The 15,554-nt window shown below is 66.5% G+C and carries 14 protein-coding genes; 9 read left to right on the top strand and 5 right to left on the bottom strand.

Translation table 11 applies throughout. The features are described 5' to 3' along the window. Positions 1-37 precede the first annotated feature (37 nt). Positions 38-571: a cytochrome b gene (locus ASC94_RS05975; RefSeq protein ID WP_056392298.1), complete on the bottom strand. Its 534-nt coding sequence runs from the start codon at positions 569-571 to the stop codon at positions 38-40. 178 nt (positions 572-749) lie between these two features. Continuing rightward, on the bottom strand, positions 750-2,126 hold the full coding sequence (gene purB, locus ASC94_RS05970; RefSeq protein ID WP_056392296.1) for an adenylosuccinate lyase: 1,377 nt from the start codon (positions 2,124-2,126) through the stop codon (positions 750-752). A 128-nt stretch (positions 2,127-2,254) separates the two neighbouring features. Between purB and ASC94_RS05965 the strand changes: the two genes are divergently transcribed. The 6 genes from ASC94_RS05965 (at position 2,255) to ASC94_RS05940 (ending at position 10,834) form a co-directional block, all read left to right on the top strand. Further along, positions 2,255-2,863: a glutathione S-transferase family protein gene (locus tag ASC94_RS05965; RefSeq protein WP_056392294.1), complete on the top strand. Its 609-nt coding sequence runs from the start codon at positions 2,255-2,257 to the stop codon at positions 2,861-2,863. A gap of 30 nt (positions 2,864-2,893) precedes the next feature. Beyond that, a complete protein-coding gene (locus ASC94_RS05960) occupies positions 2,894-3,931 on the top strand; it encodes a LacI family DNA-binding transcriptional regulator (protein ID WP_056392292.1) in 1,038 nt (345 codons plus the stop codon). Between the two features lie 187 nt (positions 3,932-4,118). Next, the gene (locus tag ASC94_RS05955) at positions 4,119-6,422 is read left to right on the top strand and encodes a TonB-dependent receptor domain-containing protein (RefSeq protein WP_056392289.1); all 2,304 of its coding nucleotides are present in this window, start codon (positions 4,119-4,121) and stop codon (positions 6,420-6,422) included. A gap of 22 nt (positions 6,423-6,444) precedes the next feature. Continuing rightward, positions 6,445-8,418, top strand: coding sequence for an alpha-amylase family protein (locus ASC94_RS05950; RefSeq protein WP_229417184.1), 1,974 nt, complete (start codon positions 6,445-6,447; stop codon positions 8,416-8,418). Between the two features lie 20 nt (positions 8,419-8,438). Next, positions 8,439-9,425 carry a PfkB family carbohydrate kinase gene (locus ASC94_RS05945; protein ID WP_056392287.1) on the top strand — a complete coding sequence of 329 codons (987 nt, stop codon included), beginning with the start codon at positions 8,439-8,441 and terminating at the stop codon, positions 9,423-9,425. Between the two features lie 32 nt (positions 9,426-9,457). Further along, entirely contained in the window at positions 9,458-10,834 is a 1,377-nt protein-coding gene (locus tag ASC94_RS05940) for an MFS transporter (RefSeq protein ID WP_056392286.1), read from the top strand. A 9-nt stretch (positions 10,835-10,843) separates the two neighbouring features. Here the strand turns inward: ASC94_RS05940 and bfr are convergent, their stop codons facing one another. Then, the gene (bfr, locus tag ASC94_RS05935; RefSeq protein ID WP_056392284.1) at positions 10,844-11,314 is read right to left on the bottom strand and encodes a bacterioferritin; all 471 of its coding nucleotides are present in this window, start codon (positions 11,312-11,314) and stop codon (positions 10,844-10,846) included. A 211-nt stretch (positions 11,315-11,525) separates the two neighbouring features. Here bfr and ASC94_RS05930 point away from each other — a divergent pair, with 211 nt between their 5' ends. Further along, on the top strand, positions 11,526-12,206 hold the full coding sequence (locus ASC94_RS05930; RefSeq protein ID WP_056392282.1) for a Fe2+-dependent dioxygenase: 681 nt from the start codon (positions 11,526-11,528) through the stop codon (positions 12,204-12,206). 87 nt (positions 12,207-12,293) lie between these two features. On the opposite strand, the gene ASC94_RS05925 is transcribed toward ASC94_RS05930, so the two are convergent. After that, positions 12,294-12,965, bottom strand: a complete 672-nt coding sequence (locus ASC94_RS05925; RefSeq protein WP_082616281.1) for an energy transducer TonB — start codon at positions 12,963-12,965, stop codon at positions 12,294-12,296. 7 nt (positions 12,966-12,972) lie between these two features. Beyond that, on the bottom strand, positions 12,973-13,179 hold the full coding sequence (locus ASC94_RS05920; protein ID WP_056392277.1) for a bacterioferritin-associated ferredoxin: 207 nt from the start codon (positions 13,177-13,179) through the stop codon (positions 12,973-12,975). A gap of 208 nt (positions 13,180-13,387) precedes the next feature. Between ASC94_RS05920 and ASC94_RS05915 the strand changes: the two genes are divergently transcribed. Both ASC94_RS05915 and ASC94_RS05910 read left to right on the top strand, forming a co-directional pair. Further along, on the top strand, positions 13,388-13,660 hold the full coding sequence (locus ASC94_RS05915) for a FeoA family protein (protein ID WP_056392275.1): 273 nt from the start codon (positions 13,388-13,390) through the stop codon (positions 13,658-13,660). Between the two features lie 3 nt (positions 13,661-13,663). Continuing rightward, positions 13,664-15,553, top strand: coding sequence for a ferrous iron transporter B (locus tag ASC94_RS05910; RefSeq protein WP_056392272.1), 1,890 nt, complete (start codon positions 13,664-13,666; stop codon positions 15,551-15,553). The last annotated feature ends 1 nt before the right edge of the window (position 15,554 follow it).

The following is a 15,554-nucleotide window of genomic DNA, read 5'->3' as shown; positions in this document are numbered from 1 at the left end:
GGGACTCCGGGTAAATGAAAGGTGGGTGGGCCGGTACTCAGCCGAGCTTGGGCAGCATGCGCTTGAGGACGTCGTCGCGGTCGAGGAAATGGTGCTTCAGGGCCGCGCCGGCATGGGCCAGCACGCAGGCGGCCATGGCCATGTTCAGCCAGTAATGGATGGGCTTGAAGAATTCCTTCAGCTCGGGCGTGCCTTCGAACAGGGCGGGAATTTGCCACAGGCCGAGGTAGACCACCGGCACGTTGGCGGCCGTGGTGTACAGGTAGCCGGAGACCGGCACGGCGAACATGAAGAAGTACAGCGCGTAGTGCATGGCGTCGGCCGCCCTGGCTTGCCATTGCGGCAGGCTGGCCGGCGGTGGCGGCGGCACATTGGCCTTGCGCCACAGGATGCGCACGGTAGCCAGCAGCAGGACGGTCACGCCCATCCACTTGTGCCAGGAGTAGTACTTGAGCTTGGTCGGCGAGAAGCCTTTGATGTCGACCATGGTCAGCCCCAGGAAGAAGGCGGCAATGATCAGGATGGCGACCAGCCAATGCAACAGCATGGCGGTTTTGGAATAGCGTTGCATCGGCGTCTTTCGGAAATTAGTACGTGTTAGGACTAATATACCAAAGAAAAACCAAACGTGCTTAAGACTCCCTTAGATTGCGATTGGCGGGTTACGCTTCGCTAACCCGCCCTACGTTGCAGCGTCCGGAAATCGTAGGGCGGGTCAGGCGGCACGCCGTAACCCGCCATGCCGGCGTTTAGATGGCCTTCGCCAGCTTGTCGGCAATGCCGATGTAATTGGACGGGGTCATGGCCAGCAGCAGGTCCTTGGCTTCCTGCGGGATCGCCAGGCCGGTGATGAAGTCGCGCAGCGCGTCTTTGGAGATGCCCTTGCCGCGGGTCAGCTCCTTCAGCTGCTCGTACGGGTTCTCGATGCCATAGCGGCGCATCACGGTCTGCACCGGCTCGGCCAGCACTTCCCAGCTGGCGTCCAGGTCGGCCGCCAGGCGCGCCGGGTTCACTTCCAGCTTGTTCAGGCCGCGCAGGCAGCTGTCGTAGGCCAGCAGGGTGTAGCCCAGGCCCACGCCGATGTTGCGCAGCACGGTGGAGTCGGTCAGGTCGCGCTGCATGCGCGATACCGGCAGCTTCTCGGACAGGTGCTTGAGCACGGCGTTGGCCAGGCCCAGGTTGCCTTCCGAGTTTTCGAAGTCGATCGGGTTGACCTTGTGCGGCATGGTGGACGAGCCGATTTCGCCGGCCTTCAGCTTTTGCTTGAAGTAGCCCAGCGAGACGTAGGTCCAGATGTCGCGGTTCAGGTCCAGCAGGATGGTGTTGGCGCGCGCGAAGGCGTCGAACAGCTCGGCCATGTAGTCGTGCGGTTCGATCTGGATGGTGTACGGGTTGAACACCAGGCCCAGGCGCTGCTCGATCACCGCTTGCGAGAAGGCCGGCCAGTCGAACGACGGGTAGGCCGACAGGTGGGCGTTGTAGTTGCCCACGGCGCCGTTCATCTTGCCCAGGATTTCCACCTGCTCGATGCGCTTGACGGCGCGCTGCAGGCGGGCCACCACGTTGGCGAACTCCTTGCCCAGGGTGGTCGGCGAGGCGGTCTGGCCGTGCGTGCGCGACAGCATCGGCAGCTCGGCGTTCACGTGGGCGATCTCGGTCAGCTTGGCCACCAGGCCTTGCAGGGCCGGCACCATCACGCTGTCGCGCGCCGCTTTCAGCATCATGCCGTGCGAGGTGTTGTTGATGTCTTCCGAGGTGCAGGCGAAGTGGATGAACTCGGTGGCGGCCACCAGCTCCGGCACGTCCTTCACTTGCTCTTTCAGCCAGTATTCCACGGCTTTCACGTCGTGGTTGGTGACCGCTTCGATTTCCTTGATGCGGGCCGCATCGGCTTCCGTGAAGCCCGATACCAGCTTGTCCAGCAGCGCGGTGGCCTCGGCGGAGAACGGCTTGATCTCGGCGAAACCGGCTTGCGACAGCGCTTGCAGCCAGTTGATTTCAACCTTCACGCGGTTGTGCATGAAACCGGACTCGGACAGGATGGGGCGCAGCTTGTCGGTCTTGGAAGCGTAGCGGCCATCGAGGGGAGACAGGGCCGACAGAGTGGAGTAGGGCGTAGTAGTCATGGAGGCGGGAAACAAGTTAAGGAAGACGGAGCTAATGAAGACGCAGCAGGCCGCCATTCTACCACCGCAGCGCCTCGGCCCGGATTGTCGATGTTATACTGCCAGCTACTCCTACCCTGTTGGCCCCTATGAAACTAATCGGTTCCCTCGCCAGTCCTTATGTACGCAAAGTCCGTGTTGTGTTGGCAGAAAAGAAGCTGGATTACCAGTTCGAGCTGGAAAACGTGTGGGTGTCCGAAACCCGCATCAATGAAGTCAATCCGCTCGGCAAGGTACCCTGCTTGATCATGGAAGACGGCCAGGCGATGATCGATTCGCGCGTCATGGTCGAGTACCTCGATACGCTGACCCCGGTCTGCAAGCTGTTGCCGCCCAATGGCCGCGACCGCGCCGACATCAAGTGCTGGGAAGCCCTGGCGGACGGCGTCACCGACGCCGGCGTGCTGGTGCGCCTGGAGCGCACCCAGCGTCCGCCCGAGCAGCAGAGCGCGGACTGGATCGCGCGCCAGCTGAAGAAGGTGGAGCTGGGCCTGGCCGAACTGTCGCGCAAGCTGGACGATTCGCCGTACTGCGCAGGCATCCATTACACGCTGGCCGACGTGGCCGTGGGCTGCACCCTGGGCTGGCTGTCGTTCCGCTTCCCGGAAATCGACTGGCGCGGCGCCCACCCCAACCTGGCGCGCCTGTACGACAAGCTGTCCGAGCGGCCGTCGTTCCGCGATACCGCGCCGCAGTAACGCTTCGCCATCACGCTTCGCCTCCCACCCATGCCGCCCACCAAGCCGGACGCGCCCAGCGCCCAGCAGCGCCGCCTGCAGATGGCCGACATCGCGCGCCTGGCGGGCGTGTCCACGTCCACCGTGTCGCGCGCGCTGGCGGGCAGCAAGCTGGTCAACGACGAAACGCGCCAGCGCGTGATGGAGCTGGCGCGCTCGCTCAACTATTCCATCAACATCGGCGCGCAGAATTTGCGCCTGAAGCAGAACCGCACCGTGGGCGTGGTGGTGCCGTACGATCCGGACACCCGCCAGCAGCTCACCGATCCCTTCTTCCTGGCCATGCTGGGCAGCCTGGCCGACGCGCTCACCGAGCAGGGCCTGGACATGCTGCTCACGCGGGTGGACGCCGGCACGCTGGATGCCGCCGCGCAGCCCTTCGACAGCGGCCGCGTGATCGGCGTGATCCTGATCGGCCAGTGGCGCCACCATGACCAGCTGAACCAGCTGGCCGCGCGCCGCGTGCCCATCGTGGTGTGGGGTGCGCAGCTGCCGCAGCAGCTGTACTGCACCGTGGGCGGCGACAATGTGGCCGGCGGCGCCCTGGCCACGGCCCACCTGCTGGGGCAGGGCCGCAAGCGCATCGCCTTCCTCGGCGACACCAACCTGCCCGAGGTGGCGCAGCGCTACCTGGGCTATTGCAACGCGCTGGCCGCGCAGGGACTGCAGGCCGATCCGCAACTGATGGTGCCGGTGTCCTTCCTGCCGGGCGGCGGCGAAGAGGGCGTGCGCGAACTGCAGCGCCGCGGCGCGCAGTTCGACGGCCTGTTCGCCTGCAGCGACCTGCTGGCCATGGCCGCCATCAATACCTTGCGCGCCCTGGGACGCGGCGTGCCCGACGACGTGGCCGTGGTCGGCTATGACGATATCGAGCTGGCGTCCTACTTCCATCCGCCGCTGAGCACGGTGCGCCAGCCCATCGCCGCCGCCGGGCGCGCGCTGGTGGGCGCGCTGCTGGCCCTGGCCGATGGACACGACGCTGTGTCTCAGCAACTTCCTACCGAGCTGGTGCGGCGCGCCAGCGCCTGATCTTTCCCGGCGCCGCCCTGGCGCGAATGCAACCGTTTGCAACTGATGCTTGCCGAGCTGCTGCGTGTCTTTCAAATATTTATTGCAATCGATTGCAATAAATTTGGAACTGGTGAATAATGAGGCAACTGCACACCGCAGACCTGCCGCCAACGATGCGGCGCCACCGAGAAAACCAGGAGACACGATGCAAAACCATCCCGCCAAACCGGGTTGCATGGCTGCGGCCGTCGCAGCCGCCCTGATGCACCTGAGCGCCGCCGCGCAGTCCGCTGCCGCTCCCGAAGCCACCGCCACCGCCACCACCGCCACCGACGGCCTGAACATGGAGCGCGTGGTGGTCACCGGCACCGCGCGCGGCAGTTCCAAGATGAAGTCCAGCGTATCCGTCAGCACCATGGACCCCGACACCATCGCCCTGGCCGCGCCCACCAGCGCCGCCGAGGTGCTGCGCTCGGTGCCGGGCCTGCGCTCGGAGTCGTCCGGCGGCGAAGGCAACGCCAACATCACCGTGCGCGGCGTGCCGATTTCGGCCGGCGGCTCGCGCTACGTGCAGATGCAGGAAGACGGCCTGCCCATCCTGCAATCGGGCGACTTCAACTTCATCACGCCGGACAGCTATGTGAAGATCGACGGCACGCTGGACCACCTGGAAGTGGTGCGCGGCGGTTCGGCCTCCACCCTGGCCAGCAACTCGCCGGGCGGCATCATCAACTTCATCAGCAAGACCGGCGAGACCAAGGGCGGCAGCATCGGCATCTCGCGCGGCCTGGGCTACGACCAGACCCGCTACGACTTCAGCTACGGCGCCCCGCTCACCGACAAGACCCGCTTCTTCATCGGCGGCCACTACCGCACCGGCGAAGGCATCCGCCGCACCGGCATGAGCACGGAAGAGGGCGGCCAGATCCGCGGCAACCTCACGCACGAATTCGAGCGCGGCTACCTGCGCCTGTCCTTCAAGCACCTGGACGATAAGTCGCCCACGGCGCTGCCGGTGCCGGTGCAGGTCAACAACGGCCGCATCGCAGAGATTCCGGGCCTCGACCCGCGCAGCGTCAGCTTCTACTCGCCATACTGGGTGCGCGACGTGTCGCTGGACAAGGGCAACGGCCATGTGTCCAGCAACGTCAACGACGGCCTGGCCGTGAAGAGCGACAGCTTCGGCGTGGCCCTGCAGCTGGACCTGGGCAATGGCGTCACGCTGAGCGAGAACTTCCGCAAGAGCGACAACAGCGGCCGCTTCATCGGCGTGTTCCCGTCCAATAACGGCGCCATGGGCGCGTACACCATCGCCACCGGTCCGCAGAAGGGCCAGGCCTACAACGGCCGCGCCTTCAACGCCGTGGTGTTCAACACTTCCATCGACGACGCGGGCAATACCCTGAACGACGTCAAGCTGTCCAAGTCCCTGACGGCCGGCGGCGGCAAGCTGACCGGCACGGCCGGCCTGTACAACTCGCTGCAGAAGCTGGGCCTGACCTGGAACTTCAACGAGTACCTGGTGCAGGCCAAGGCGGACAGCCCGGCGCTGCTGCAGACGGCCAATGCCACGCCAGGCCTGATCGGCCCAGCCTTCGGCGCCTGCTGCTCGCGCGCCGTGGACATGGAATACAAGCTCACCTCGCCCTACGTGAACCTGGGCTGGGAAAGCGGCCCGCTGAACATCGACGCCAGCGTACGCAAGGACAACCAGCGCGCCAGCGGCAGCGCCAATATAGCCACGGCGGGCCTGCGCTACGACGCGGCCACGCAGCAGCTGGTGAACTACAAGGTGGACCACACCTCCTACTCGGTGGGCGGCAACTACCAGCTGCAGCGCAACCTGGCCCTGTTCGCCCGCGTCAGCGACGGGGTGTCCTTCAACGCCGACCGCATCCTGTTCGGCAGCCCGCTGGATGGCAGTGCGCCCATCAGCCTGAACACGGTGAAGCAGGTGGAGGGCGGCGTGAAATGGCGCCAGGGCGGCGCCAGCGCCTTCCTCACGCTGTTCCAGGCCAAGACCAACGAAAGCAACTACGAGGCGACCACGCAGCTCAGCACCGCCAACCGCTACGAGGCCAAGGGCGCCGAGCTGGAAGCGGCATGGAGCATGGGCGGCTTCCGCGTGAACGGCGGCCTGACCTACACCGACGCGGAAATCACGGGCACCGCGCCCGGCCAGGAGTCGGTGATCGGCCATACGCCGCGCCGCCAGGCCAAGGTGGTGTACCAGCTGGCGCCTAGCTATGAAATCGGCGACGTCACTGTCGGCGCCAGCATCATCGGCACCGGCCGCTCGTGGGCGGACGACGCGAACACCATCAACATGCCGGCCTACCGCGTGGTGCACGCCTTCGTGAAGTACCAAGTCAACCCGCAGACCGTGCTGTCGCTGACCGCCAACAACCTGTTCAACAAGCTGGGCTACACCGAGGTGGAAGGCGACGGCCACGCCGCGCGCGCCATCACCGGCCGCGCCGTCAAGGCCAGCCTGAGCTACAGCTTCTGATCCACCCGAAAAGCACAAGAAGATGACCGAGATGTCCCAGCCTTTGCCGCCGCTACCATCCCTGCTGGCCGCCATGCCGGCGTTGCCCGCAGCGCGGCGCGCCGAGTTTGCGCGCCGCTACGGCGAGCAGGAGGGCGTGCTGCACCAGCGCCTGTCCGGCCTGTACGGGCAGCAGCCCGGCTTCGCGCAGTGGTATGCCGGCCTGCTGGCGCAGGTGGGCCGGCTGGCCGCTGCGCGGCCGGCCGAACTGCAAGCGCAGGATGCGCAGCGCCTGGCGCGGCCGGACTGGTTCCAGCACCAGTCCATGCTGGGCTACTGCGCCTACGCGGACCGCTTCGGCGGCACCCTGTCCGGCGTGGCGGGGCGCATTCCGCACCTGCGCGAACTGGGTGTGCGCTATCTGCACCTGCTGCCTTTCCTGCGCCCGCGCGCCGGCGAGAACGATGGCGGCTTCGCCGTCGCCAGCTTCGACGACGTGGACCCCAGGCTGGGCGGCAATGCCGACCTGGACGCGCTGACAGCGCAGCTGCGCGCCGCCGGCATCAGCCTGTGTTCGGACTTCATCCTCAACCACGTGGCGGACGACCACCCGTGGGCGAAAGGCGCGCGCCACGGCGACGCAGCCTTGCGCGGCTATTTCCATGTGTTCCCGGACCGCAGCGCGCCGGACCGCTACGAGCAAACCCTGGGCCAGGTGTTCCCGCAGGTCGCGCCGGGCAATTTCAGCCACGTGGAAGAGATGGGCGGCTGGGTCTGGACCACCTTTTACCCTTACCAGTGGGACCTGAACTACGCCAATCCGGCGGTGTTCGCGGAGATGGCGGCGGCCCTGCTGCGGCTGGCCAACCGGGGCATCGAAGTGTTCAGGCTCGATTCCACAGCCTTCCTGTGGAAGCGCGAGGGCACCAACTGCATGAACCAGCCGGAGGCGCACGCGCTGCTGCAGGCGCTGCGCGCCATCGTTGCCATTGCCGCGCCGGGCGTGCTGCTCAAGGCCGAAGCCATCGTGCCGATGCGCGAGCTGCCCGCCTACTTCGGCGACGCGGCCGCGCCGGAATGCCATATCGCCTACCACAGCAGCCTGATGGCGGCAGGGTGGGGCGCGCTGGCCGAGCAGGAGGCGTCGCTGCTGCGCGCCGTGCTGGCCCGCACCCCCGGGCTGCCGCCGCACACGTCGTGGTTGAGCTATGTGCGCTGCCATGACGACATCGGCTGGAATGTGCTGCGCGCGGAGGCGGGCGAGGAGGGCGGCCCGGAGCACGCCCGCGCGCGGCTGGCCGCCATCGCCAACTTCTACAGCGGTACGGCTGGCACCTATGCGGACGGCGCGCTGCCGGGCGGCGCCGCCTTCCAGAGCAGCGACCCGACAGCGGCGCACGGCAGCAACGGCATGGCCGCATCGCTGGCCGGGTTGCCGGCCCCGGGGCCGGGGCAACTGCCTGCGCAAGAATACGTGCGGCAGAAAGACGCGCGGCAGGAGGCTGCGCTGCGCCGTGTTCTCCTGCTGCACGGCCTGGCCTTGAGCGCGGGCGCGCTGCCGGTACTCTACATGGGCGACGAACTGGCCCAGCGCAACGACGACAGCTACCGCGCCCGGCCGGAGCACGCCATGGACAGCCGCTGGCTGCAGCGCCCGGTCTTCGACGAACACGCTTTCGCGCAGCGCCACGACCCGTCCACGCCGGCCGGCGTGGCGTACGGCGGCCTGCGCGCGCTGCTGGCCGCCAGGACCCGCCTGGACGCCCTGGCGGCGGGTGCTCCGCGCAGCGTACTGGCATCGGCGCCGGCCGTGCTGGCGCTGGCGCGCGGCCCGCGCTTCCTGGCACTGTTCAATTTTTCCGGCACGGCGCAGCAGCACACGCTGCCGCAGCCAGGCGTGCACGCCGCTCCGCCCGGCATCCCCGGCGAGTGGCGCGACAGCTTGACAGGCCAGGCCCGCTCGGGTGTAGTGGAGCTCGCGCCCTGGGCCATGCTGTGGCTGGAGGCTGCGCCATGAAAAACACAGAAGGAGCAGCGATGAAACAAGCACGCGTGGCCGCTACGGCCGTGGTATTCGGCGAAGCGCTGGTGGATGACTTCGGCGACCTGCAAGTGATTGGCGGCGCGCCCTTCAACGTGGCGCGCAACCTGGCCGGTTTCGGCATGCCGCCGCTGATGGTCACCCGCATCGGCGGCGACACGCTCGGCGCCCAGCTGCGCAGCGAGTTCCAGCGCTTCGGCATGAGCCAGGCCGGCCTGCAGGAAGGCCCGGGCGAAGCCACCGGCCGCGTGCAGGTCGAACGCACCGGCGACGGCAGCCACCGCTTCCATATCCTGCCGGACCAGGCCTACGACAAGGTGCAGCCCGAACCCATGCTGTCGGCACTGGCCGGCTGGAAGGATCGGCGGGAGGCTGCCTCCGGCACCCAGGCGCCGGGCCCCGCCGCAGTCTACTTCGGCACCCTGGCCCAGCGCACCCCACAGGGCCGCGCCGCCCTGCAAGCCCTGCTGCAAGCCTGCAAGGCGCCGCGCTACCTCGACCTGAACCTGCGCGACGGCCAAGCCACCGAAACCACCGTATTCGATTCGCTATGCCAGGCCGACACGCTCAAGGTGAACGAAGAAGAACTGGTCCAGCTGTTCGACTGGTATGCCCACATCAGCCCGGGCACTGCGGACATGGACAGCCTGGACGTGCGCCTGGCGTGTGCGGAACTGATCACCAGGTTCTCGTTGGCCAGCATCATCGTTACGCTCGGCCCGCGCGGCGCGGTGCACTACGGCGCCGGCGGCGAAGTCACCGCCAGCGGCCCGGCCGAGGTGCCGCGCATGGTGGACACGGTCGGCGCGGGCGACGCCTTCTCCGCCGTCTACCTGTACGGCAGCGCGCAGGGCTGGCCGCTCGCGCTCACCATGGCGCGCGCCAATGCCTTCGCCGGTGCCATCTGCGGCATCGCAGGCGCCGTCCCGCAGGACACCGCCTTCTACCAAACCTGGACCGCGCGCTGGCACAGCGCCGCCTGAGATTCCATACGAAACCCCTACCGGAGCACGCCATGGCGCTGCACAAGCCCCGCCTTTCGTTCTGGCAGATCGTCAACATGAACGTCGGATTCTTCGGCATCCAGTTCAGTTTCGGCCTGCAGCAAAGCAGCATGAGCCCCATCTACAGCTACCTCGGCGCCCACGAGGCCAGCCTGCCCTATCTGTGGCTGGCCGGTCCCGTCACCGGACTGCTGGTGCAGCCCCTGGTGGGCGCCTTCAGCGACCGCACCCTGAGCCGCTGGGGACGGCGCCGTCCTTACTTCCTGATCGGCGCCATCCTGTGCAGCCTGGGCCTGCTGGCCATGCCCTTCAGCTCCGCGCTGTGGATGGCCGCCAGCCTGCTGTGGATACTGGACGCGGCCAACAACGTGACCATGGAGCCGTACCGCGCCTTCGTCAGCGACCGCCTGGCGCCGGCCCAGCATTCGCTGGGCTTCCTCACCCAGAGCGCCTTCACGGGACTGGGGCAGACGCTGGCCTACCTCACGCCGTCGCTGCTGGTGTTCCTCGGCATGAGCCGGGACGCGGTCAGCGGCAGCCACATTCCGCACGTGGTGATTGCGGCCTTCCTGATCGGCGCCGTGTTCTCGCTGGGCAGCGTGCTGTGGACCCTGAAGACCACGCCCGAGCTGCCGCTGGACGAAGAAGAGCTGCGCCGCATCCGTGCCGCACCGGTCGGCTGGCGCAGCACGCTGGCGGAAATCGGCGCGGCCGTGCGCGACATGCCGTCCACCATGCGCCAGCTGGCGCTGGTGCAGCTATTCCAGTGGTACGCCATGTTCTGCTACTGGCAGTACATCGTGCTGGCGCTGGCGGCCAGCATGTTCCACAGTACCGACCCGGCCTCGCCCGGCTTCCGCGAAGCAGGCCTGCTGAACGGCCAGGTCGGCGCCTTCTACAACTTCATCGCCTTCCTGGCCGCCTTCGCGCTGGTGCCGTTCACGCGGCGCTACGGGCCGAAGGCCATGCACAGCGTGTGCCTGGCGCTGGCGGGCCTGGGCATGCTGGCCATCCCGCTGATCCACAGCCCGGCCTTGCTGCTGCTGCCCATGCTGGGCATTGGCGTGGCGTGGGCCAGCATGATGGGCAATCCCTACGTGATCCTGGCGGGCAGCATTCCGCCCGAGCGCACCGGCGTCTACATGGGCATCTTCAATATGTTCATCGTGATCCCGATGATTATCCAGATCCTCACGCTGCCGCTGTACTACCGCGCCTGGCTGGGCGGCCATCCGGAGAACGTGATACGGCTGGCGGGCGCGCTGCTGCTGTGCGCTGCGGCGGCGATGCTGCTGGTGAAGGTGAAGGCGGCGCGGAGCCGTGAGGCGGGGGAAGGGGAGGCGGAGGGCGAGCTGGCCGCCGCAGCGGGGGCGGCGGCCAAGGGCTAAGCGCTGCGCTTACTCAGCCATCTGGCTTTGCAGGTAGTTCTGGATGCCCACTTTGGCGATCAGGTCGATCTGGGTTTCCAGCCACTCGATGTGCTCTTCGGTGTCGTCCAGGATCGCCAGCAGCAGGTCGCGTGAAACGTAGTCGCCCACTTTCTCGGCCTGCGCGATGCCTTCCTTGATGATGATGTGCGCGCCCAGTTCCAGCTTCAGGTCCAGGCCCAGCATCTCTTCGGTGTTCTCGCCGATCATCACCTTGTGCATGGCTTGCAGGTTGGGCAGGCCTTCCAGCATCAGGATGCGGTCGATCAGTTTGTCGGCATGCTTCATCTCGCCGATCGATTCTTCGTACTCTTTCTTCGCAATCTTTTCGAAGCCCCAGTGGCGGTACATGCGCGCGTGCAGGAAGTACTGGTTGATGGCCGTCAGCTCGTTGGTCAGCTGCGCGTTCAGCAGGCGGATTACGTCGTTATCACCCTTCATGGGATACCTCTTTTTGTCTGGTTGTTGAAGCAGGAAATGCCGCCATTCTGCCACGAACAAGCTGATATCTGTAAGGAAAACATGAAAAAATGCTCAGATAATAGTGGTGGTGAAAACGCTGTTGGAAGTGCGAATAATTATCGTTTCTGTTAAGCGCGCCTTGGCGGATAATATCGCTTCCACTTCAAGCGAGAACCGATAGGACCACAACATGATGCTGCACATTCCCGGCGTGCTGACGCCGGAACAGGTACTGTTTTTCCGCCAACGCCTGTCCCAGGCAGACTGGGTGGACGGCCGCGAAAGCGTGGGCGCGCAAGGCGCGCAGGTCAAGCGCAACCGCCAGCTGCCTGAAGGCTCGCCGCTGGCCAGGGAGCTGGGCGACATCATCGCCCGCGCGCTGACCGCCCATCCCCTGTTCTTCGCTTCGGCGCTGCCGCTGCGCATCCTGCCGCCGTATTTCAACAGCTACGCGGGCGGCGAGCAGTACGGCCTGCACATCGACGGCGCCGTGCGCACCGACGGCCGCACCCTGCAAACCCTGCGCGCGGACGTGTCCACCACGGTGTTCCTGAGCGGACCGGAAGAATACGAGGGCGGCGAGCTGGTGGTGATGGACGCGTACGGCGCGCACGAGGTGAAGCTGCCGGCTGGCGACGCCATCGTCTACCCCTCCAGCAGCGTGCACCGCGTGATGCCGGTGACCAGCGGCGAGCGCGTGGCGTCCTTCCTGTGGACCCAGAGCATGGTGCGCGAGGATGCGCGCCGCACCATGCTGTTTGAACTGGACCAGAACATCCAGAAGCTGCGCGCCCAGCTGGGCGACAACGAGGCCACGGTGGGCCTCACCGGCCATTACCACAACCTGCTGCGCATGTGGGCAGAAGTATAGGCACGAAAAAAAATCCCCGCCCTGCGCAAGACGGCGCCGGGCGGGGACTGAAGGGGTGGTACTCGTAACCGGCGAGGCAGGGCGGCGTCAGGCCTGCTGGAAATTGATCGGCACCAGCACGTACACGGCGGCCGGCTTGCCATCTTCCATATAGGGTTTGAACAGCGCGCGCAGCGCCGCCATGCGGCCCGCTTCGTCCAGGTTGCCGTAGCCCGACGACTTGGCAACGATGGCCTGCTCCGGCAAGCCTTTTTCGCTGATCAGCACACGCAGCACCACCACGCCGGTTTCGCCCAGGCGGCGCGAAATGGTGGGGTAGACCGGGGCTGGCGGACGCACGTATTCCACACCCTGCACCAGGCGCGGGGCGGCGGGCTGCGCGGGCGGGGCCGGCGCGGCGACGGCCTGCTGCGGCTGCGCGGGGGCGGGCGCGGCATGGGTTTCGCTGCGCGGCTGGGCCGGCGGCGGGGTAATGGTGTTCTCGACGGTGATGTTCAGCAGCGGCAGGGGCGGCGGCGTGATGGCCGGGGCCTGCTGCAGTACGGGGACAGTCTTGGGGGCCGGCGGTTCCGGCTGCGGCGCGGCAGGCGCCACGAAGGAGACATTGACTACCTGCGGCAGCACGGCATGCACGGCGTCGCGCAGCATGCCGGTTTGCAGCATATAGAACATCGCTGCGTGAATGGCGACGATCGCCGTGAATTTGCCCAGCTTGGCCAGCCCGAACGGGGCGGGCGCGTCCATCGTCAACGCATGCATACTATCCTCAAGTTGTCATGGTGGGGCGCTTCAAGACGGTTTCGTTGACGCTGCCCTGGTGTGCGGTCAGGATCTCTTCCGCGGTCGCTGCGCATTGGCCGCAGCAAGTGGCCAGGCCGAGGTCGGCGCGCAGTTCGTCCATGGAAGTGATGCCCAGTTCGATGGCTTGACGGATTTCGCGGTCTGAGATGTTGTTGCAGATACAAACAATCATTGCGTTACCTTCTGGCTAGGATGGTGCGGTCTAAATCGATGCCGATTCGTCATGTTTAATTGTTTCTTAATGAGAATCATTATCATTACGTTTCCTATTCTGCCGCAAGCCGGCGTACAATGCAAGAAGTTCCTGCAAATCCAACTCATTCTCATTTGGCTCTATAATGGCCGCACAGAAATTCATCACTGATCCGACTGGAAGCCCCATGACGCAAGCGCCCCCCCTGACCCAACTCGATACGCTGGAGACCGGCAAGAGCGCCGTGGTTGTGCACGTGGCGCCCGGCAACCCGGAGGAGGTGGAAGACGGCGCCGACCTGGCGCGGCGCCTGATGGAGCTGGGTTTCGTGCCCGGCGAGCGCATCCGCATGCTGAAGCGCGGCATGCCGGGCGGCGAGCCGCTGGCCATCAAGGTCGGCAACTCCACTTTCGCATTGCGCCGCTTCGAGGCCGCGCTGATCTCCATACAACCGGAATAAACCATGGGTGCAGTAGAAAAACCGGCGCAGGCCGTTGCGCAGGCGCCGATGGTGGCCCTGCTGGGTAATCCGAATTGCGGCAAGACCGCGCTGTTCAACCGCCTGACCGGCGCGCGCCAGAAAGTGGCCAACTACGCCGGCGTGACTATCGAACGCAAGGAAGGCCAGTTCACGTCGCCGGACGGCCACGGCTTCCGCCTGCTGGACCTGCCGGGCGCCTACTCGCTCAAGGCCCACACGCCGGACGAAGCCATCACGCGCGACGTGGTGGCCGGCCTGCGCGCCGGCGAAGCCGCGCCGGACGTGGTGGTGTGCGTGGTGGACGCCACCAATTTGCGCCTGAACCTGCGCCTGGTGCTGGAGATCAAGCGCCTCGGCCTGCCGATGCTGCTGGCGCTGAACATGGTGGACGTGGCGAAGAAGCGCGGCATCGAGATCGACGCCGACAAGCTGGCCCAGGAGCTGGGCATGACCGTGGTGGAAACCGTGGCCGTGGCGGCCGGCGGCGAGAAGTCCCTGCTGCGCGCGCTCGACCAGATGTGGCCGCTGGCCGCCACCAAGGCCAATCCGCTGGCCGCCATCGACGCGGTGCCGGTGGAAGCGACGCAGCGCGAAGTGCGCCGCATCCTGTCCGTGGTCAGCAACGACAGCCGCGACAAGGGCAACCTGAGCGAGAAGATCGACGACGTGGTGCTGCACCCGGTGCTCGGCCCCATCATCCTGGCGGTGCTGATGTTCCTGGTGTTCCAGGCGGTGTTCGCCTGGGCCGCGCCGGTCATGGAATGGATCAAGGACACCGTGGACGGCGGCGGCGGCCTGCTCAAGGAGCACATGGCCGACGGCGTGCTGCGCAGCCTGCTGGTGGACGGCATCATCAGCGGCGTGGGCAGCGTGCTGGTGTTCCTGCCGCAGATTTTGATCCTGTTCTTCTTCATCCTGGTGCTGGAGGACTGCGGCTACCTGCCGCGCGCGGCCTTCCTGCTGGACCGCCTGATGGGCGGGGTGGGCCTGTCGGGCCGCGCCTTCATCCCGCTGCTGTCGAGCTTTGCCTGCGCCATTCCCGGCGTGATGGCCGCGCGCACCATCCAGAACCCGCGCGACCGCCTGGTCACCATCATGATCGCCCCGTTGATGACCTGCTCGGCGCGCCTGCCGGTGTACGCGCTGGTGATCGCCGCCTTCATTCCCGAGCGCGAAGTGTGGGGCTTCCTCAGCCTGCAGGGCCTGGTGCTGTTTGCGCTGTACGTGGCCGGCATCGTCTCGGCCATGGCGGTGGCGTGGTTCTTCAAGCGCGCCATGGGCGCCAAGAGCAAGCAGCCGCTGATGCTGGAACTGCCCAGCTACCACTGGCCGCACCTGCGCAACCTGGCCATCGGCCTGTGGGAGCGCGCCAAGATCTTCCTGACCCGCGTCGGCACCGTGATCCTGACCCTGATGGTGCTGCTGTGGGCGCTGAGCAGCTTCCCCGGCGCACCCGAAGGCGCCACCCATCCGCCGATCTACTACAGCCTGGCCGGCCTGCTGGGACGCGGCCTGGAATTCATCTTCGCGCCGATCGGCTTCAACTGGCAGATCTGCATCGCGCTTGTGCCGGGCATGGCCGCGCGCGAAGTGGCGGTGGGGGCGCTGGGCACGGTGTATGCGCTGTCGCAGACCGGCGACGAACTGGCCTCGCAGCTGGAACCCATCCTGGCGCACACCTGGTCGATGGCCACCGCGCTGTCGCTGCTGGCCTGGTACGTGTTTGCGCCGCAGTGCCTGTCCACCCTGTCGGTGGTGCGGCGCGAGACCGGCAGCGTGCGGTACGCCTTCATCATGGCGGGCTATATGTTCGCGCTGGCTTACACCGCGTCCTTCCTCACCTACCGCATCGCCCTGATGCTGGGAGCCTGAT

This window comes from Massilia sp. Root418 (genome assembly GCF_001425265.1).
Classification (GTDB): Bacteria; Pseudomonadota; Gammaproteobacteria; order Burkholderiales; family Burkholderiaceae_D; genus Rugamonas.
This window is presented reverse-complemented; position numbering and strand designations above follow the sequence as displayed.